The sequence below is a fragment of the Streptomyces typhae genome, assembly GCF_009755605.1.
In the GTDB taxonomy this organism is placed as follows: Bacteria; Actinomycetota; Actinomycetes; order Streptomycetales; family Streptomycetaceae; genus Streptomyces; species Streptomyces typhae.
Genome location: NZ_WPNZ01000012.1, coordinates 78,096 through 97,830, shown reverse-complemented (window position 1 = coordinate 97,830; position 19,735 = coordinate 78,096). Strand labels below are relative to the sequence as shown.

General features: G+C 72.2%; 15 protein-coding genes, 1 pseudogene and 1 riboswitch. Of the genes and pseudogenes, 11 read left to right on the top strand and 5 right to left on the bottom strand.

The annotated features are described in order from the left end of the window. Positions 1–160: 160 nt before the first annotated feature. Both GPA10_RS22175 and GPA10_RS22170 read right to left on the bottom strand, forming a co-directional pair. Positions 161–961, bottom strand: coding sequence for an SDR family oxidoreductase (locus GPA10_RS22175; protein WP_157167024.1), 801 nt, complete (start codon positions 959–961; stop codon positions 161–163). 257 nt (positions 962–1,218) lie between these two features. Beyond that, entirely contained in the window at positions 1,219–3,546 is a 2,328-nt protein-coding gene (locus GPA10_RS22170; RefSeq protein ID WP_343041213.1) for a chitinase C-terminal domain-containing protein, read from the bottom strand. Positions 3,547–3,849: 303 nt separating this feature from the next. Next, a riboswitch (FMN riboswitch) is annotated at positions 3,850–3,980 on the top strand. Positions 3,981–4,165: 185 nt separating this feature from the next. On the opposite strand from GPA10_RS22170, the gene ribD reads away from it, so the two are divergent. From ribD to GPA10_RS22120, 10 genes and pseudogenes are all read left to right on the top strand, one after another. Beyond that, positions 4,166–5,377, top strand: coding sequence for a bifunctional diaminohydroxyphosphoribosylaminopyrimidine deaminase/5-amino-6-(5-phosphoribosylamino)uracil reductase RibD (ribD, locus tag GPA10_RS22165; protein WP_343041212.1), 1,212 nt, complete (start codon positions 4,166–4,168; stop codon positions 5,375–5,377). Next, positions 5,378–5,998: a riboflavin synthase gene (locus GPA10_RS22160; RefSeq protein ID WP_058851923.1), complete on the top strand. Its 621-nt coding sequence runs from the start codon at positions 5,378–5,380 to the stop codon at positions 5,996–5,998. Then, positions 5,995–6,657 carry a nicotinamide mononucleotide transporter family protein gene (locus GPA10_RS22155; protein WP_058851924.1) on the top strand — a complete coding sequence of 221 codons (663 nt, stop codon included), beginning with the start codon at positions 5,995–5,997 and terminating at the stop codon, positions 6,655–6,657. The genes GPA10_RS22160 and GPA10_RS22155 overlap by 4 nt, the downstream gene beginning before the upstream one ends. Then, a complete protein-coding gene (locus tag GPA10_RS22150) occupies positions 6,654–7,979 on the top strand; it encodes a bifunctional 3,4-dihydroxy-2-butanone-4-phosphate synthase/GTP cyclohydrolase II (protein WP_058851925.1) in 1,326 nt (441 codons plus the stop codon). The genes GPA10_RS22155 and GPA10_RS22150 overlap by 4 nt, the downstream gene beginning before the upstream one ends. Positions 7,980–8,095: 116 nt before the next feature. Further along, positions 8,096–8,581 (top strand): 6,7-dimethyl-8-ribityllumazine synthase, encoded by a 486-nt coding sequence (ribH, locus tag GPA10_RS22145; RefSeq protein WP_058851926.1) that lies wholly within the window; start codon positions 8,096–8,098, stop codon positions 8,579–8,581. A 35-nt stretch (positions 8,582–8,616) separates the two neighbouring features. Beyond that, positions 8,617–8,889 (top strand): phosphoribosyl-ATP diphosphatase, encoded by a 273-nt coding sequence (locus GPA10_RS22140; RefSeq protein WP_055564821.1) that lies wholly within the window; start codon positions 8,617–8,619, stop codon positions 8,887–8,889. A 106-nt stretch (positions 8,890–8,995) separates the two neighbouring features. Continuing rightward, positions 8,996–9,844 carry an ATP phosphoribosyltransferase gene (hisG, locus tag GPA10_RS22135; RefSeq protein ID WP_157167023.1) on the top strand — a complete coding sequence of 283 codons (849 nt, stop codon included), beginning with the start codon at positions 8,996–8,998 and terminating at the stop codon, positions 9,842–9,844. Between the two features lie 76 nt (positions 9,845–9,920). Beyond that, positions 9,921–10,427, top strand: a complete 507-nt coding sequence (locus tag GPA10_RS22130; protein WP_157167022.1) for a PH domain-containing protein — start codon at positions 9,921–9,923, stop codon at positions 10,425–10,427. A 246-nt stretch (positions 10,428–10,673) separates the two neighbouring features. Further along, positions 10,674–11,972 (top strand): annotated as a pseudogene (locus GPA10_RS22125) (hemolysin family protein); the annotation flags it as partial. 305 nt (positions 11,973–12,277) lie between these two features. Continuing rightward, positions 12,278–13,366, top strand: a complete 1,089-nt coding sequence (locus GPA10_RS22120) for a hemolysin family protein (protein WP_343041211.1) — start codon at positions 12,278–12,280, stop codon at positions 13,364–13,366. Between the two features lie 56 nt (positions 13,367–13,422). On the opposite strand, the gene GPA10_RS22115 is transcribed toward GPA10_RS22120, so the two are convergent. Continuing rightward, positions 13,423–15,294: an AAA family ATPase gene (locus tag GPA10_RS22115; protein WP_157167020.1), complete on the bottom strand. Its 1,872-nt coding sequence runs from the start codon at positions 15,292–15,294 to the stop codon at positions 13,423–13,425. Positions 15,295–15,746: 452 nt separating this feature from the next. Continuing rightward, the gene (locus GPA10_RS22110; protein ID WP_157167019.1) at positions 15,747–16,415 is read right to left on the bottom strand and encodes a uridine kinase family protein; all 669 of its coding nucleotides are present in this window, start codon (positions 16,413–16,415) and stop codon (positions 15,747–15,749) included. A 231-nt stretch (positions 16,416–16,646) separates the two neighbouring features. On the opposite strand from GPA10_RS22110, the gene GPA10_RS22105 reads away from it, so the two are divergent. After that, on the top strand, positions 16,647–18,086 hold the full coding sequence (locus GPA10_RS22105) for a peptidase C39 family protein (protein ID WP_157167018.1): 1,440 nt from the start codon (positions 16,647–16,649) through the stop codon (positions 18,084–18,086). Between the two features lie 70 nt (positions 18,087–18,156). On the opposite strand, the gene GPA10_RS22100 is transcribed toward GPA10_RS22105, so the two are convergent. Beyond that, the gene (locus tag GPA10_RS22100; RefSeq protein WP_198351673.1) at positions 18,157–19,632 is read right to left on the bottom strand and encodes a M1 family metallopeptidase; all 1,476 of its coding nucleotides are present in this window, start codon (positions 19,630–19,632) and stop codon (positions 18,157–18,159) included. Between the last annotated feature and the right edge of the window lie 103 nt (positions 19,633–19,735).

Genomic DNA, 19,735 nt, shown 5'->3' with positions numbered 1-19,735 from the left:
GCGGATGTCCTCCTGGGGAGGCCGATGTCCTCCCGGGGGAGGCTGATGTCCTACCGGGGAAGGCCGATGTCCTCCCGGGGGAGAGGGGCCGGTTCGGTGGCGGGTCGCGGGGTGTGCGGCGCTCGGTGCCGGGCGTCGGCGGGCGGGGTGCCCGGAGTGGCTACGCGCCTCCGTCCGCCTTGGTGTGGCCGCCGGTCCCGCCCGTTCCCGCACGCCCGCGCCCGACGCCCACCGTCCGCGCCAGGTACTCCTCGAACGTGCCCTTCCCCACCGCCCGGTCCGGCGCCAGGTGCCCGCCCGCGCGCAGGCCCCGGTACGTCCGGCCGGCCAGGGGCACCCGCAGCACCGGACGGCGGCGGCCGGTCGCCTTCAGGTAGGCGCGGGCCAGATCGGTGAAGGTGCGGACCTCGGGACCCGCCATGTCGGGGACACGTCCGGCGGGCGGCGCGGCCGCGAGCTCCGCCAGTCGGTCCGCCACCTCGGCCACCTCCACGGGCTGGTCGGACACGCCCGCGGGGACGAGCACGACGGGCAGCCTGGCCAGGCCCCGCACCAGCGTCGCGACCAGGTCGTGGAACTGGGTGGCGCGCAGCACCGTCCAGCCGAGCCCGGACTGCTCGGCCTGCCGCTCCACGGCGAGCTTCGCGCGGTAGTAGCCGAGCGGCACCCGGTCCACGCCGACGATCGAGATGTAGAGCAGATGCGCCACGTCCGCGCGGCGCGCCGCGGCGATCAGGTTCCGGGCCGCCCGCTCGTCGCCGCCGCGCGGGCTGCTGGCACAGTGCACGACGGTGTCGACGCCCGCCAGCGCCGCGTCCAGGCCCGCGCCGTCCAGCAGGTTCACGGCGTAGGGCTGCGCGTGCCTGCTCAGCACCCGTACCTCGTGTCCGTCCGCGCGCAGCCGCGCGACGACGAGCCGCCCGAGCGTGCCGGTGCCGCCGGTCACCAGGATGGTGGTCATCGCAGAAACTCCCTCGTCGCTCGCGGGCGCCTCGGCGGCGCCCGTCATCGGAGGGACCGGCCGAGCCCGCTGGAATGTGACACCGGGAGCGTACGCGCCGCTCCGGGGCGGTGGCGGAACGTGCTGCGGCCCGGCCGCCGGGAGGCGGCCGGGCCGAGCCGGGCTGGGAGCCCGACGGCGGGGCAAGGGCACGTCAACCCGCCGCCGGGCGTTCATGGGGGACCGCCGGGTGGTCGCCGGTGGTCACCGCTGCGGGGTCAGCAGGCGCCCAGGTCCTGCCAGACACCCCACTGTCCGGTGGAGCCGGGCTCCTCGCCCTTCGTCCACCACTTGGACTTCCAGTTGTGCGACTTGTGGGACACGGTCGTCCCCGAGCCGTACTCCGACGTCGCGCTCCAGGCCGGCGCGGTGCACTTGCCGGGCGGGTCCGTCGGTCCCGGCGGGTCGGTGGGGCCGGGGCCGCCCGAGCCGGGCTCGACCACGGTCGTGCCGCGGGCCAGGTCACCGGCGAGCGCGTAGGTCGTGCCGCCGATGTTCACCGTCCAGTTCGACGGCGTGGAGACCGGCAGGTAGTAGTTGAAGGACAGGTCGACCGAGGCGCCGGGCGCCAGCGTCTGCCAGGCCGGGAGCTTCAGCGAGACCCGGTGGAAGTCGCCCTTCAGACCGCCGACGTTGTTGCCCGTGTGACCGGTGCTGATCACCTTCGTGCCGAAGCCGGACTGGTCGGAGGCGTTGGCGGGAGCCGAGGTCCCGTAGTCGAACTGGAACTCCGTGCCGCCGGGCAGCGTCGTCTTCGTGTTGTTGGTGATCTTCAGCTTGGGCGTGATCGGGTAGTTGGAGTCGCCGAGCTTGAAGTCGCCGAACTCGACACCGATGTTCACGGCCTTGGTCGGCAGGTCCTTGCCCGCGACCTTCGCGCCGTACGGCGCCGCCGACTTGAACTTCTCGTACATCGCCGTGGTCAGCGTGTCGCCGATCTCGTACTGGCCCTTGGCGGAGTTGAACCTGTAGTCGCCCGCGAGCTCCCACACCATCGTGCCGCCGATGCCCTTGTCGACCACGTAGTCGGCCTTGGCCTTCACCGACTGCTCGTCCTCGGTGGACAGGAAGACCTTCTTCTCGGCGTTCCACAGCCAGGGCGCGACCAGCGTCGAGTCGTACTTGCGGGCGTAGGTGCCGCTGAGCTTGGTGTCGGCGGGGAAGCCGTACTTCGTCACGTAGTCCCCGACGACGCCCTTCTCCAGGTTCTTGGCGTGCCACATCGGGTTGGAGCCCGCCGGGGACTCCTTGCCGTTGTCGTCCTTGTCGTGCCACAGGTTGTCGATGCCGACGGCGCCGTCACCGCACTTGGTGAGCCCGGAACCGGCCGGGCAGGTGGTCGCTGCCGCCTTGCCCCACAGGCCGTCCGTGCCGCCCTGCACGTTCTTGAAGCCGCGGGTGTAGTACGGCAGGCCGATGTTGATGCGGCCGGCCGGCATCGAGCCGCGGAAGTAGTGGTAGGCCCAGTCGGTGTTGAGGTAGCCGATCCCGCCGTACTGCTGGCTGCCGTAGACGTTGGCGGCCGCGAGCTCCGCGTCCTTGCCGTCGTCGTACAGGGAGGCGTTCGGGCCGACGTACTCGTTCCAGGCGCCGTGCAGGTCGTACGACATGATGTTGACGTAGTCCAGGTACTTCTGGACCTGGAAGGTCTCCATGCCGCGCAGCAGATAGCCGGACGAGGGCGCGGCGACCGTGAGCATGTAGTGCTTGCCGTCGGCGGCGCCGGCGCGGTCGAGCTTCTCGCGCAGCGTCTTCATGAGGACGGCGTAGCCCTTGACCAGGCCCGCGCGGCGGGCGTTGGCGAGCTGCCAGTCCAGCGGGTTGCCCGCGTCCTTCATCGTCGTCGGGTACTCGTAGTCGATGTCGACGCCGTTGAAGCCGTACTTCTTGATGAAGTCGACGGTGGAGTCCGCGAAGGTCTCGATGCCCGCCTGGTTGACCGAGCCGTCCGCCTTGGTGGCCATGGAGTAGAAGCCGCCGGAGTTGACGCGCTTGCCGTCGTCGCCGATGTAGCCGCCGGTCTCCGCCCAGCCGCCGACGGACACCAGGGTCTTCACGTTCGGGTGCTTCTTCTTGAACTTGTTCAGGAGATTGAAGTGACCCTTGTAGGAGTACGCGGGGTCCATCTCCGCGCCCGCGACTCCCGGCCAGGTCATGCCGGTGGCGGCGTTCTTCTCGCCGTCACCGCCCACGGAGATCTTGTTGTCGCTCCCGATGTGCGCGAAGGCGTAGTTGAGGTGGGTGACCTTGTCCCAGGGGATGTCGGACGCCAGGTAGGCGGGCTCGCCGTTCTTGCCGGTGCGCCAGCCGGTGAAGTAGCCGATGACGCGGCGCTGGTGGTCGGCGCCCATCTTCTCGCGGCCGTCGGCGTCGTACACGGAACAGTAGGGGACGTCCACGCCGGGCGTCTGATACAGGCCGTCGGGCCTGCAGGACGAGTCGTCGGCGGCGTGCGAGGTCGTCGCGGCCAGAGTGCTCATCAGGAGACCGGCGACCGCGGCGCCGGCTGCCAGGAGCGTGGCTCTCGCTCGGGTGGGGGTGGGCACGTCGGTTCCTCCTGGGGAGGCTCGGTGTCGCACAGCGAAGGGATGTCGGCGGCCCACGGTGTGCGCACACCGGCCGGGCCTCTCCTCGGAGTGACGCAGACGTTAAAAGGACTAGACCAGTGCGTCAATAGGTACGGACCAAACCGCTTCGAGCGGTCCCTCGCGCATCAGGGCGGAGATTTCTGGCCATTTCCGGAGTGCGACCCGGCTCGGGGGCCCGGAGGGCGGGGCCTGTGAGCCAGCCCACAGAATCTCGTCCGCGCGGCCGTGACCAGGCGTGGCACACTGGTTGCGTACCAGTAGCAGCGCACTCCGGGGTCGGTGCAATTCCGAACCGGCGGTTACAGTCCGCGACCCGGCCGCCTCCAGCGGTCGGTTGACCAGGTGAAATTCCTGGACCGACGGTGAAAGTCCGGATGGGAGGCAGTGCGCGGCGAGCGGGCACATATATGCATGTGCGTCGCCTCGTCGTAGTGGCTCGGTTCCCGTGGCGAACCGGTCTCTTTCGGCGTCGGCGACCCCGGCGGTCAGCGTTGGCGCCGGTGTACCCGTTCGTACGTGTCGGTGTCATGTCATCGACGAGCCCCGGAGTCCGTGCCCGAAGAGGCAGGAGGACCCGGTGGCCACCGCAGCCGAAACGACCGCCATGCGGCGCGCTCTCGCGCTCGCCGCGCGCGGACTCGGCTTCACGAGCCCCAACCCGGTCGTGGGCTGCGTCGTTCTCGACGCCGCCGGAGAGACCGTCGGCGAGGGCTACCACCAGCGTGCGGGCGGACCCCACGCCGAGGTGCACGCGCTGCGCGCGGCCGGCGACAAGGCCCGCGGCGGCACCGCCGTCGTCACCCTCGAACCCTGCAACCACACCGGCCGCACCGGCCCCTGCGCCCGGGCGCTCCTCGACGCCGGGATCGCCCGCGTGGTGTTCGCCGTCGGCGACCCCACGCCGGACGCCACCGGCGGCGCGGCCACCCTGCGCGCGGCCGGCGTCGACGTCGAGTCGGGGCTGCTCGCCGAGGAGGCCGAGACCGGCAACGCCGCCTGGCTGACCTCGGTCCGCTCCGGCCGCCCCCACGTCACCTGGAAGTACGCGGCCACCCTCGACGGCCGTGTCGCCGCCGCCGACGGCACCAGCCGCTGGATCAGCTCCGCGGAGTCCCGCGCCGACGTGCACCGGCTGCGCGCCGAGTGCGACGCCGTCGTCGTCGGCTCCGGCACCCAGCGCGCCGACGACCCCCACCTGGCGGTGCGCGGGCCGCTCCTCGCCGAGGGCGCCGTCCCCCAGCCCCTCCGGGTCGTCGTCGACACCCGCGGCACCGCCGTGCGCCCCGGCGCCCGCGTCCTGGACGACGCCGCGCCCACGCTGGTGGCGATCGCGGAGGACGCCCCGGACCTGCCCGGCGTCGAGACGGTGCGGCTGCCTTACGCCGCCTCCGAGGGCCCGGAAATCCCGTACGGGGACGCGAGCGCCGGCGCCGAACCGGCCGCCCGCCGCGGGCTCGACGTGGCCGCGCTGCTCGCCGCCCTGCACGCCCGCGGAGTGCGGTCCGTGCTCCTCGAAGGCGGCCCGACCCTCGCCGGGGCCTTCGTGGCCGCGGGCGCCGTCGACCGCGTCGTCGGCTACCTCGCGCCCGCGCTGCTCGGCGCGGGTCCCACCGCCCTCACCGGCGGCGGAATCACCACCCTCACCGAAGCGTTGCGCCTCGACGTGCGCGAGTGCGTCGCGCTCGGACCCGATCTGCGCGTCACCGCGACCGTCGCGGCCCACGCGGGCCCGGCCGGAGCCACCCACGGAACCGCACCCGGAACCGCACACGGAACGAAGGAGCACTGAGTGTTCACCGGAATCGTCGAAGAGCTGGGCGAGGTCACCGCAGTGGAGAACCTGCACGACGCGTCCCGCTTCCGTCTGCGCGGCCCCGTCGTCACCGACGGCGCGAAGCACGGCGACTCCATCGCCGTGAACGGGGTGTGTCTGACGGTCGTGGAACACGACGGCGACGAGTTCACCGCCGACGTCATGGCCGAGACGCTCGACCGGTCCAGCCTCGGCGCGCTCGTGCCCGGCTCGAAGGTCAACCTGGAACGCCCGACGGCCGTCGGCGACCGCCTCGGCGGACACATCGTGCAGGGACACGTCGACGGCACCGGCACCATCGTCGAGCGCGAGCTCTCCGAGAACTGGGAGATCGTCAAGGTCTCCCTGCCCGGCGGACTGGCCCGCTACGTGGTCGAGAAGGGCTCCATCACCGTCGACGGCGTGAGCCTGACCGTCGTCGACGCCGGTCCCGACTACTTCACCATCAGCCTGATCCCCACGACGCTCGCCCTGACCACGCTCGGCGTCAAGAAGCCCGGCGACCCGGTCAACCTGGAGGTCGACGTCATCGCCAAGTACGTCGAGCGGCTGCTCGGCGCCCGCGCCGCGGTCCCCGCCGGGGAGGCCGGGCGATGAGCGGCTTCGACTGGCTGAACGCCGAGGCCTTCGCCGCCTTCGGCCAGCACATCATGTGGTCCGACATGGTCGGCAACACCATCGGCCTGATCGCCCTCGCCCTCGGCTGGCGCCGCTCGGTGTGGACCTGGCCCGCGCAGTTCCTGTCCGGCGTCGTCCTCGTCGCCGCGTACGCCTCCGCGCAGCTCTCCGGCGGAGTCGGCAAGCAGCTCCTCGTCATCGGCGTCGCCGTCTGGGGCTGGCAGCAGTGGACGCGGGGCACGCGCCGCGCGCAGGACGGCACCATCGCCGTGCGCTTCGCCACCTGGAAGGAGCGCGGCCTCCTGCTCGGCTCCACCGCCGTCGGCACCCTCGCGGTCGGCACGCTCTTCACCGCCGTGCCCGACCTCTCCTGGAACCCCTGGCCGGACGCCTACATCTTCGTCGGCACGCTCGCCGCGATGGTCGCCCAGGCCCGCGGCCTCGTCGAGTTCTGGTTCGCCTGGCTGCTCGTCGACCTCGTGGGCGTGCCCCTGGCGTTCTCCAGCGGCCTCGCCTTCTCCGGTCTCGTGTACGTCGTCTATCTCGCCCTCGTCCTGTGGGGCATGCGCGACTGGTGGCTGCGCTCGCGGCAGACCGCCGGGCCCCAGCAGCCCGCTCTGGAAGGAGCCCCGGCATGACCGCCCACCAGACCCCCGCCCCCCTGGACGAGGCGCCCGCGCGCCCGGCCTACTACACGGCCGACAACACCGAGGACCTCTGCCTCGACCCGGTCGAGATGGCGATCCGTGACATCGCCGCCGGACGCCCCGTCGTGGTCGTCGACGACGAGGACCGCGAGAACGAGGGCGACCTCGTGATCGCCGCCGAGAAGGCGACGCCCGAAATAGTCGCCTTCATGATGAGCGAGTGCCGCGGCCTGATCTGCGCCCCCATGGAGGGCGGTGAGCTCGACCGGCTCCAGCTCCCGCAGATGGTGGAGAACAACACCGAGTCGATGAGCACGGCCTTCACCGTCTCCGTCGACGCGAGCGGCGCGCACGGCGTCACCACCGGCATCTCCGCCGCCGACCGCGCCACCACCCTCCAGCTCCTGGCCGGCGGGAAGGCCGCCGCGGGCGACTTCGTCAGGCCCGGCCACATCTTCCCGCTGCGCGCGAAGGAGGGCGGCGTCCTGGTGCGCGACGGCCACACCGAGGCCGCCGTCGACCTCGCCCGGCTCGCGGGGCTGCGGCCCGCGGGCGCCATCGTGGAGATCGCCGGTGAGGACGGCCGGATGCTGCGACTGCCCGAGCTGATCCCGTTCGCCCGCAGGCACGGCCTGACGATCATCTCCATCGAGGACCTGATCGCCTACCGCCGCACCGCCGAGCCCACCGTGCGCCGCGAGGCCGAGGTCCGGCTGCCCACGACGTTCGGCGAGTTCACCGCGTACGGCTACCGCTCCACCGCCGACGGCGTCGAGCACGTCGCCCTGGTGCACGGCGACATCGGCACCGGCGACGACGTGCTCGTGCGCGTCCACTCCGAGTGCCTGACCGGCGACGTCTTCCACTCCCTGCGCTGCGACTGCGGGCCGCAGCTCGACGAGTCGATGCGGCGCATCACCGACGAGGGGCGCGGCGTCGTCGTCTATCTGCGCGGCCACGAGGGACGGGGCATCGGCCTGCTCTCCAAGCTGCGCGCCTACGAACTCCAGGAGCGCGGCAGCGACACCCTGGACGCCAACCTCGAACTCGGCCTGCCCGCCGACGCCCGCGACTACGGCGCAGGCGCCCAGATCCTGGAGGACCTCGGCGTCCGCAGCCTGCGGCTCCTCACCAACAACCCGGACAAGGTCGACGCCCTCGCCCGGCACGGCCTGAAGGTCACCGCACGCGAGCCCATGCCGGTCACCGTCGGCGAGCACAATCTGCGCTACCTGCGCACCAAGCGGGACCGCATGGGCCACGACCTGCCCTGGCTCGACACCCCCGACATGTCGGCCTGCGGCAATCAGTAGCCCCGTAGACCAGTGGACCGGTGGCCGCGTACCACCATCCGTACCGCGTACCACCATCCGTATCCGTCATCCGAATCAGACCTCAGCAGATCTCAGCAGATTTCTAGGAGAAGCGCGTGAGCGGCAAGGGTGCCCCCGAACTGAGCGTGAAGAACTGTGGCGACCTGCGGGTCGCCGTCGTCGCCGCCCTGTGGCACGAGAAGGTCATGGACGGCCTCGTCGACGGCGCGCTGCGCGCCCTGCACGAGCTCGGCATCGACGAGCCGACGCTGCTCCGCGTGCCGGGCAGCTTCGAGCTGCCCGTCGTCGCCAAGGTCCTCGCCGGCCGCGGGTACGACGCCATCGTGGCGCTCGGCGTCGTCATCCGCGGCGGCACCCCGCACTTCGAGTACGTGTGCCAGGGCGTGACGCAGGGCCTCACCCAGGTGTCCGTCGACAGCGGTGTGCCCATCGGCTTCGGCGTGCTCACCTGCGACACCGAGGAGCAGGCCCTCGACCGCGCGGGCATCGAGGGCTCCACGGAGGACAAGGGCCACGAGGCCGTCACCGCGGCCGTGGCCACCGCGGCCACGCTGCGTACCGTCTCCGAGCCCTGGCGGTAGGCGGCGGGGCGCGGGCGCGTAGAGTAAGCGACATCATGTCCAAGAAGACTTTCGAGGAGCTCTTCACCGAGCTCCAGCACAAGGCCGCCAACGGCGACCCCGCCACCTCCCGCACCGCGGAACTGGTGGACAAGGGCGTCCATGCCATCGGCAAGAAGGTCGTCGAGGAGGCCGCCGAGGTCTGGATGGCCGCCGAGCACGAGGGCAAGGAAGCCGCCGCAGAGGAGATCTCGCAGCTCCTGTACCACGTACAGGTGATGATGGTCGCCCGCGGCATCTCCCTCGACGACGTGTACGCCCACCTCTAGAGCGACCGCTCCACCGGAGGCTCCGACCGCCTCACCGCAGTCCCTCCCCTCACCGGCGGCACCGCCCGCCACCGCAGTCACTCCTCACGCAAAGGAATCCGTCCTCATGCTGCGCATCGCCGTCCCCAACAAGGGTTCACTGTCCGGACCTGCGTCGGCGATGCTGCATGAGGCCGGATACCAGCAGCGCAAGGAGTCCAAGGAACTCGTCCTCGTCGACCCCGAGAACGAGGTCGAGTTCTTCTACCTGCGTCCGCGCGACATCGCGATCTACGTCTCGTCCGGCAAGCTCGACATCGGCATCACCGGACGCGACCTGCTGATCGACTCCGGTGCCAACGCCGAGGAGATCCTGCCCCTCGGCTTCGCCCGCTCCACCTTCCGGTTCGCCGCCAAGCCCGGCACCGCGCAGGACATCGACGACCTGGCGGGCCGCACGGTCGCCACCTCCTACGAGGGCATCGTCGCCAAGCACCTCGCCGACAGCGGCGTCGACGCCTCCGTCATCCACCTCGACGGCGCCGTCGAGACCGCCATCGAACTGGGTGTCGCGCAGGTCATCGCGGACGTCGTCGAGACCGGCACCAGCCTGCGCAACGCGGGCCTCGAAGTCTTCGGCGAGCCGATCATGAAGTCCGAGGCCGTCGTCATCCGGCGCACCGGCGCCGACGCCGACGACCCGAAGGTCCAGCAGTTCCTGCGCCGCCTCCAGGGCGTCCTGGTCGCCCGGACGTACGTGATGATGGACTACGACTGCCGCGCCGAGCACCTGGAGCAGGCCGTCGCCCTCACCCCGGGCCTGGAGTCGCCCACCATCTCGCCGCTGCACAACGAAGGCTGGGTCGCGGTGCGCTCCATGGTCCCCACCAAGAACGCCCAGCGGGTCATGGACGACCTGTACGCCATCGGGGCGCGGGCCATCCTGACCACGGCCATCCACGCCTGCCGCCTCTGACCGAGCGCCCCTGACCGAGCGTCTCTGACCGAGCGCTTCCGACCGTCCGCCCCCGACCGTGCCGGAGAACGCCGCCATGCCGGACAAGACCGGGCAGCCCGCCCCGTCGGCCCCGCCCGCCCTGCCCGTCACGTTCCGGCCCGCGCGAACGCGGGCGGTCCTGCTCACCGCCGGGGTCATGATCCTCGTGGTGCTCGCCGTGATCGCGATGCTGCTGCCCAACCTCAGCCCGGGGGAGCGGACCAGCTTCGTCTTCACCGGCGCGCTGCTGCTCGGCGTCCTGGTCCTGCTGAGCAGGCCCAAGGTCGTCGCCGACGAGTCGGGCGTGACCGTGGTCAACATCGCCACGAGCCGCCGCCTGGAGTGGGCCGAGATCGTCCGGGTCAACCTGCGGCCCGGCGACCCCTGGGTGTTCCTCGACCTCACCGACGGCACCAGCCTGCCCGCCCTCGGCATCCAGCCGGGCATCGCCAGGCAGCGTGCCGTCAGCGACGCCCGTGCGCTGCGGGCCCTGGCCGAGGCGCGGGCCGGCCGTGAGAGCGGCGGCGACACCGGCCCGGAGGACGGCACCACCACCGACTGATGCCGGGGTCGAAAATCAGGGAGGACTCGGGGCATCCCGAACTGACGCGTCGGCCTCCGACTTGATTAATCTGGTGGCGGGGCAGGCACGACGGGCCGCCCCGCCCCCGAAGGCCGGCGCGGCCCGACCGGGGCTCCTGCTATCCGAGGAGTGACACCCTCCGGCGATGGACGGATCGTCCTGTAGTACCTGCGCCGCCCCCTCCCGACATCCGGGCACCCGAGTCCCGGACGAGGTGGCGGCATCATGACCATCCCCCTGCTGCTCCTCGCGGCGGCCTTCCTGCTGATCCTCGCCAACGGCTTCTTCGTGGCGGCCGAGTTCGGTCTCGTCACCGTGGAGCGGCCGGAAGCCGAGAAGGCCGCGGCCGACGGGGACCCCCGGGCCCACCGGGTCGTCGCCGCCCTGAAGGAGCTCTCCTTCCAGCTGTCGGGCACCCAGCTCGGCATCACCATCACCTCGCTCGTCATCGGCATGCTCGCCGAACCGGCCCTCGCGCACCTCCTGGCGGGCCCGTTCACCTCCGCCGGGCTGCCGCACGGCGCGGTCCCCGGCGTCTCGGTGGCCGTCGGCATGCTGCTCGCGTCCGCCGTGCAGATGGTGATCGGCGAGCTGGTGCCCAAGAACTGGGCGGTGTCGCGACCGCTCCAGGTCGCGCGGTTCGTGGTGGGCCCCCAGCACGCGTTCGCCCGGGTGTTCCGCCCGGTGATCGCCGCGCTGAACGCCGTCGCGAACCGCCTGGTGCGGGCCTTCGGCGTCGAGCCCGCCGAGGAGCTGGCCTCCGCCCGCACCCCCGGCGAACTCGTCTCCCTCGCCCGGCACTCGGCCCGCGCCGGGACGCTGGAGCAGGACACCGCCGACCTGTTCGTCCGCACGCTCTCGCTCGGCGAACTCACCGCGCAGCACGTGATGACGCCCCGCGTGAAGGTCAGCGCCCTGCAGTCGTCGGCGACCGCTGAGGACGTGGTCAACCTGACCCGCGCCACCGGCCTCTCCCGCTTCCCCGTCTACCGGGACCGCATCGACGAGATCGTCGGCATGGTCCACCTCAAGGACGCCCTCGCGGTCCCGGCGCACGAGCGGCTGCGCGCCCCCGTGGGGCGCGTCGCCAAGCCGCCGCTGCTCGTTCCGGAGACGCTGCCCGTGCAGCCCCTCCTGGAGCGGCTGCGCAGCGAACAGCCCATCGCCGTCGTCGTCGACGAGTACGGCGGCACGGCCGGTGTCGTCACCCTGGAGGACATCGTCGAGGAACTCGTCGGCGAGGTCCGCGACGAGCACGACCACGCCGACGACCTGCCCGAACTCGCCGCCGCCCCGCCCGAGGACGGCCGGCCCGCGTGGGACGCCGACGGCGGCTGCCGCGTCGACATCCTGCGTCGCATAGGCCTGGACGTGCCCGAAGGCCCCTACGAGACGGTGGCAGGCCTGGTCGCCGACCTGCTCGGCCGCATCCCCGCCCCCGGCGACAGCGCCGAGCTCCCCGGCTGGCGGCTCTCGGTGCGCCAGGTCGGGCACTACCGCGCGGAGCGGGTGCGCCTGGTGCGGGCCGGCGCCGACCGGGTCGGCGCCGGGGCTACCGGTGTCGACCGCGTCTGCGCCGGGGCGTCCGGTGGCGACCGCATCGCCGCCGGAGCTACCGCCGATGCCGATGCCGCAACCGCCGGGCTGTCCGCGGACCGGGTCGGCGCCGGGGCGTCCGGTGGCGACCGGACCGGCGCCGGGGCTACCGGTGTCGACCGGATCGCCGCTGGGGCCACCGCCGATCCGGCCGCAGCCGCAGCCGCAGCCGCAGCCGCAACCGCCGGGCCGTCTGCGGACCAGGTCGGTGCCGGGGTCGTGGAGGCGGTGCGGTGAGCCTTCTTCAGCTTCTCCTCGCGCTGCTCCTCGTACTCGCCAACGGCTTCTTCGTGGGGGCCGAGTTCGCCCTGGTGTCGGTCCGCCGCAGCCAGATCGAACCGCTGGGCTCCAAGCGCGCCGGACAGGTCCTGTACGGCCTGGAGCACCTGCCCCAGATGATGGCCGCAGCCCAGTTCGGCATCACCGTCTGCTCGCTGACCCTCGGCGCGGTGGCGGAGCCGACCGTGGCGCGGCTCCTGGAGCCGCTCTTCCACGCGGCTCGCCTGCCCGACGGCATGATCCACCCCCTCGGGTACGTGATCGCGCTCGCCGCCGTCGTCTTCCTCCACCTCGTGATCGGCGAGATGGTCCCGAAGAACCTCGCGATGGCGGCGCCCGAGCGGACCGCGCTGTGGCTCAGCCCGGGGCTCGTCGCCTTCGCCCGGCTGTGCCGCCCGGTCACGGTGGCCCTCGGCGCCTGTGCCCGGCTGATCCTGCGACTCTTCAAGGTCGAGCCGAAGGACGAGGTGGAGGCGGTCTTCACCAGCGTCCAGCTCGGCCGTCTCGTGGAGGACGCGGGCCAGGCAGGGCTGATCGACCCGCGGGCGCAGGAACGCCTGGAGGACGCGCTGGAACTGGCCTCGCACCCGGTGACGGACGTCCTGCTCGACAGCGCGGCCCTCGTCACCGTCGGCCCGTCGGTCACCCCCGCCCAAGTCGTCGAGCTCACCGGCCGCACGGGCTACTCCCGGTTCCCGGTCCGCGCGGACAACGGCGCCTTCATGGGATATCTGCACGTCAAGGACGTCCTGGACCTGGAGGACACCGACCGCGCGGTGCCCCAGCACGTCTGGCACCAGATGACGACCCTCAGGGCCGAACTCCCCCTGGACGACGCCCTGACGGTGATGCGGCACGCCGCGACGCATCTGGCGCAGGTCGCCGACGCGTCCGGCAGGGTGCTCGGTCTCGTCGCCCTCGAAGACGTCCTGGAACTCCTCGTCGGCGAGGTCCGCGACCCGGCCCACCGGGTCGCGGCGCCCCGGGCGGCGGATCCGGCGCCGGACGCGCGCCCGGTGCGGGGAAGGGAACTGGTGAGCTGAGCGGACCGCCGGGCCCGCGGGGGCGTCCGCCCGCGGGCCCGGCGGCCGGCGTCGGGTCAGGGCCCGGTCAGATCCGTCGGACCCCGCCCCGAAAGCACTTCCCCGTACGCCTGCATGAGGTCCGGCAGCCGCAGCGTCGACAGGTCGGTCCGGGTCGGTGCTCCGGGGTAGCCGGAGAGCCGCAGATCGCGGTACGCGCAGCTCTTCTCGTACAGCGTGCGCAGGAACCGTCCGTTGCCCAGCTCGTCGATCCACGTCTGGTCGACCACATGACCGCTGATGGAGCGCAGCTCGTCGAGTGCCTCCTCGTCCCACACGTCGCCGTTCTCGGCGGCGAGGACCTTCCCGATCGCCGTGAGTTCGAGCGGCCGGTACGAGGGGAAGTCGACCCGCGTCGTGAAGCGCGACGAAAGGCCGGGGTTGGCGGCGAGCAGCCGGTCCATGCCCTCGGGGTACCCGGCGAGGATGACGACGAGGTGGTCGCGGTTGTCCTCGGCGCGCTTGAGGAGCACCTGGAGCGCCTCGTCGCCGTACGCGTCGCCCTTGCCGTAGCCGGTGTTGGACAGCGCGTACGCCTCGTCCACGAAGAGGACGCCGCCGATCGCCGAGTCGATCAGCTCGTTGGCCTTCACCGCGGTCTGCCCCAGGTACTCGCCGACCAGATCGGCCCGCTGGGCCTCCACCAGGTGGTCGCCGCCGAGGAGGCCGAGGGCGTAGAAGACCCGGCCGAGGATCCGGGCCACGGTGGTCTTGCCGGTGCCGGAGGGGCCCGAGAAGACGAAGTGTCGTTTCGGCGGCTGCACCGGAAGCCCCTGCGCCGCCCGCAGACGCGCCATGTTCAGCTGCGCGGACAACGCCTTGACCTGGCGTTTCACGGGTTCCAGGCCGACCATGCGCTCCAGTTCGGCGAGTGCCTGCTCCAGGAGGGCCGGGTCGGTGGGCCCCGCCGGGAGCTGCGGGGGCGCGGGCTTGATGGGGATGACGGCCTTCTCGCGCACCCGGTCGGTCTCGGACGGGCCGCTGCCGGAGGGCAGTTCGGGCTCGGTGACCTTGAGGTCGCGGCCCTCCGTGCCGAACAGCGCGTCCACGCCGTCGGGCCCGTCGAGCGCGTCCTGGCCCATGCCGGTGAGGGTGAGGGCGGCCAGGTCGGTGCCGTCGTCGTACCCGTCGCCCTCGGCGATGGCGGCGAGGCGCGCGGAGGTGTCCATGAAGGCGGGGTCGACCCGGTGCACCGCGCGGTACAGGGGCAGCGCGGCGGCGGAGCGGCCGGTGCCCTCGTGCGCGCGGGCCAGCCAGTAGCGCAGCTCCTTGCGCTGCGGCTGCTCGCTGCGGCACCGCATCAGGGCGGCGGAGATCAGCGGCTCGGCCTGTCCGTACATCTCCAGGCGGACCCGGGCCATGCCGCCGAAGAGGCCCGCCTCGATGCCGAGCATCGGGTCGTCTATCAGCGGCTCGGTGTGCCGCACCAACTGCTCCCAGTCCTTGACCAGATAGGCGCGGCAGGCGTGCAGGAAGCGCACCTGCACGTCGGCGTCGACGGGCGGGAGTCCGGCGAGGGCCCGGTCGAGCTCGGGCACATGGCGTCCGTCCAGCCAGTGCGAGGCGTGCGCGAGGAGGAGGTCACGGGTGGACTCCAGGACCGGCTGCACCCACCAGCCGAGCCAGTACCAGGAGTTGAGCGTGCGGGCATGGCGGGCGCGCTGTTCGCCGAAGCGGTCCCGGTGCTGGAACATCCGCAGGAGCGCGGTCGTCGTGTCGATGCGCAGCGCGTGCAGCCCGAGCCAGCCGTCGGCCATGCCCGGGTCCATCCGCACCGCGGCCCGGAACTCCTCCTCGGCCTGCGGATAGGCACCCATGGTGTAGGCGTCGACCCCGCGCAGCCAGGCGAGGTCGGCCGGGGCCGGAGCGCCCTGCGTGCCGAAGTCCATCACGTCCCCCACAAACCGTGCCCCCGTTTGTGTACCACCGGGCCGGTGCCCGCCGGCAACTGAGCAGAACCGCAGTGCTGTGGACGGGAGTTGACTCGGTGCGCGAAGCCGCCGTCCGAAGTCGCACCGAGAGGCATCGTACCTGCGTGGCGGGGTCCGGCCGTAGGGTCCCGCAGCGCGGGATCGCGGGCGCGTGCCGTCTCGGGTGTCCCTCGGACCCCGGCCGGTCGGTGACCCAGGGTGAGCGATCGACGGCTCGCGGCGCTAGGGAAAAGCGTGCTCCGGGCAGAACGAAGCCCCCGATCACGGGGGAACAACCGGGGGCTTCGCGTCTGTCGGCGACCCGAAAGGCCGCACATTCAGAACGTAAGTCCTGTAAGGCCCCTGGGTCAAGCCGAGTTGGGGCACGCGTGGAAACTGGCCACGCGGTCCGGAAGTGGGTTTCCGGAGGTTCAGCGCGCTGCCGATGGCCCTTCACCCTGAGTGATGATCTGGGGTTCTGTTGCCGCCTCGGCGGGCCCCGGCAGCACCTCGTATCCCGTCGGCAACTCCCGTACGAGGAAGTGGGCGCGGTGCCGGGACGGGTCTTCGGCGAAATGACGCCGCTCCGCCACTTCCCAGCCGTCCCAGAAGTCGCTCTGGGCGGGTCCGTCGCGTCGGCGGCCGCGCGCCCAGGAGGCGCGCTGCGGAAGATCCATCCACAGCAACCCCGCCAGGAACGGACGCAGCACGCGCCGGCCCGAGCCGACACCCTCCATCAGGACCACGGGGGCGGCCGGAAGGGGGCGATCGGTGGGGCCGAAGCGGCGCTCGTTCCAGTCGTACGCCGCATAGCGCGCCGTCTCGCCGCGGGCGAGCGGCTCCAGGACCTGCTGCCGCAGCCGCCCGGTCCAGTCGAACAGCGCCTCGTGGCTCGCCAGGTCGTCGAGGTGCAGCACCGGGGCACCGCCGAGCTCCTCCGCGAGCCGGGCGGTGAAGGTCGACTTGCCGGAGCCCGCGTGCCCGTCGACGGCGACGAGGCGGACCGGGCCGCAGGACGGCGGCAGGTGGCGCAGGATGTGCGCGACACGGGCGAGGGAGGTGGGGCGGGGGAGAGGCGTGGGGCGGGGAGTTTCGGTCATCGCCGGTCAGCCTACGGGCCGTGAGTGCGGGCGGTGCCCACAGTGGTCCATGTGTGCGATTCAGCGCGCCGTCCCAGGTCATACCAGTGGTAGAGGCCAATATTGGTGGACGTCGGCCGGGTCCTGACGCTGGCGGGCCCGTCGGCCGGCGGCCATAGTTGGCGCACTGTCGTGTACCTGACCATTCACGTCCGGCTGCGGCCGGAAACCATCGACCGGGGGTTCCCGTCCATGGACCGAGCTGAAGACATGTCCCGCAGAAGACTCCTCGCCGCCGCGGCGGGCGCGGCGGCGGTGGCCGCCGCGACGACCACCGTCGTGGCCGCCGCCTCCGCCCACGCGTCCCCGTCCGGCCCGTCCGGCCCGTCCGGCCCGCCCGGCGGCGGCCCAGCGGCCCGCCGCCGCCCGCCCCGCGGCGAGCGCCTGGTGGACAACCGCTTCTGGACCTCGCGCAAGGACTGGGGAGGCGGCACGGCGAACGGCACCCGCGTCGTCGCCAAGGGGCGCGCGGGCGTCGAGATCGCCGCCCCCGTCGGCACCAGGGAGTACCGGGACCCGCACACCGGCAGGACCGCCACCTGGGAGTACGCCCAGTGGACCGGTCCCGCGCACCGCAGCGCCGTGCCCGCCACGGAAGCCATCGCCTCCTGGAACGCCCGCACCCCCACCGGCACCTGGATCCAGGTCGAGATCGAGGCGTCGTACTCCGACGGCACCACATCGCCCTGGTACGTCCTCGGCCGGTGGAACTCCGGCGACGACCGGCAGGACACGCGCGCCCCGGTGATACGGCGCACCTCCGTCGACGACCAGAGCGACGGCAGAAGCAGCGTGTGGACGGACACGCTGTCCGTCGACGACACGACCGGCAGCCTGCGCGTGACCACGTACCGGCTGCGGCTGACGCTGTACCGCGAGCCGGGCGGCACGAGCACTCCCACCGTGTGGCGGCTCGGCGCGATGGCGTCCGCGGTGCCCGACCGCTTCACGGTGCCCGCGTCGGAGCCCGGCCTCGCGCGGGAGCTGAAGGTCCCGCGCTATTCGCAGGAGATCCACAAGGGCCAGTACCCGGAGTACGACAACGGCGGCGAGGCCTGGTGCAGTCCCACGTCGTCGCAGATGATCCTGGAGTACTGGGGACGCGGGCCCACGGCTGCGGACCTGGCCTGGGTCGACCCGGCCTTCGCCGACCCGCAGGTGTGCCACGCGGCCCGGTTCACCTACGACTACCAGTACGGCGGCTGCGGGAACTGGCCGTTCAACGCCGCCTACGCGGCCACGTACAAGGACATGCAGGCGATCGTCACCCGGCTCGGCTCGCTCACCGACCTGGAGACGCTGATCCGGGCGGGCATCCCGGTCATCACCTCGCAGTCCTTCCTCAAGGAGGAGCTGACCGGCGCCGGATACGGCACCGCGGGCCATCTGATGACCGTCATCGGCTTCACCGCGGGCGGCGACGTGATCGCCAACGACCCGGCGTCGCCCAGCAACCCGGCGGTCCGCCGCGTCTACAAGCGGCGGGAGTGGGAGAACATCTGGCTCCGCACCAAGCGGAAGAACTCCCAGGGGACGGTCGTCTCGGGGAGCGGTGGGGTCTGCTACCTGTACTTCCCGGTGAACCCGGGCAAGGAGCAGGTGCGCGCGCTCGCCGCGGTCGGCGTGCGCTGAGGCGTGCCCCGAGGCAGGCGCCGTCCCGCGCGGGACGGGGCCGCCGGCGCCTGCCTCAGGGCACCTGGTCTCAGGTCGCCGGGTCGACCACCCAGTCCGGGTGGCCCGGCATCGGCGGTGTCTTCGGCCCGTACAGCCACGGCTTCAGGAAGCCGGACAGGTCCTCGCCCGCGATCTTCGAGGAGAGGTCGATGTAGTCCTGGGTGCTCGCGGTCCGCCCGCGGTACTCGGTGACCCAGGCCCGTTCGATCCTCTGGAACGTGGCGTCGCCGACCTTCTCCCGCAGCGCGTACAGGACCAGCGCCGACCCGTCGTAGCGCATGCGCTTGAAGAGGTTCGGCTCGGTGGGCTCCGCGGGCGCGCCGAAGTCGCGGCGCCACTGGTCGTGGGCCTTGTACGCGGCCTTCATCGCGGCCTCGAAGCTGTCGCCGCCGTGCTCCTCGGAGTACATCCGCTCGTAGAACCGGGCGTGGCCCTCGCTGACCCACAGGTCGGACCAGCCCGCGAGGGCGACGCTGTCCCCGAACCACTGGTGGGCCAGCTCGTGCACCAGGTTCCGCTCGGCGTCCACCTGCGTGCCGAGCAGGTCGGCCTTCGGGACCAGGGAGAGGGTCTGGGTCTCCAGGGCGACGCCGAGGTCGGTGTCGCCGACGAGGACGCCGTAGCGGTTGAAGGGGTACTTGCCGAGCTTCTGCTCCAGCCAGCGCAGATGGTCCGGGGTGAGCTTGCGGTACTTCGCCGTCGGCTCGACCAGGGCGTCCGGGACGATGTCGCGCAGCGGCAGCCCCCCGGGCCCGGTGCTGTCGACCGTCGTGAACCTCCCGACCGCGAGCTGCACCAGCTGGGTGGAGAGCGGCTGCTCGGAGTCGTACGTCCAGCGCACCCGGTCGCCGGACACGGCGTCCTTGGCGGTCAGCTTGCCGTTGGCGACCGCCGTCAGGTCCTTCGGCGTGGTGATCCGGAACGTGATGGGCGCCCGCCGGCTCGGGTGGTCGTTGGCGGGGAAGATCAGCCGGGCGCCGTTGGGCTGCGGATAGACGACCGTGCCGTCGGGCGTGGGGATCCAGCCGTAGTCCTCGATGGCGTCGTCGCGGTGCCGGATCTGTGTCGGGTCGGCCGTGTAGGTGACCTTCACCGTGAAGGAACGGCCCTTGAGGAGCGGGGACTTCGGAGTGACCGTCAGCTCGTCGCCCTCGCGCGAGGTCCCGGCCGCCTTGCCGTCGACGGTGACCGAGTGCAGGGTGTTGCCGCCGAAGTCCAGGTTGAACCGGGACAGGGACTGGGTGGCGGTGGCCTTGACGGTGGCCGTCGCCGCGAACGGGGTCTTCGGGGCCTGCCAGTCGAAGTCCAGGACGTAGCGGTCGACGGTGTAGCCGCCGTTGCCGTCCAGGGGGAACATCGGGTCGCCGAGTCCGGGCGCGCCGGGCGCCGGCTTCTCCGCGGCCGCGGGCGTGGCGTACGAGACCGGTCCGGTGAGGGCGGCTGCCGCCGTCACGGCCGCCGCGAGGGCGAGCCGCGCTCTGCGGGGCGTCCTGATCGTGCTCATCGGAAACCTTTCGGTCGGATGCTGCGCGGGACGTACGCCGTCTTAGACGCACGGCGATCCGCCGCAGTTGTGGGGGCGCGTGACCAACGTCTCGCTCACGATT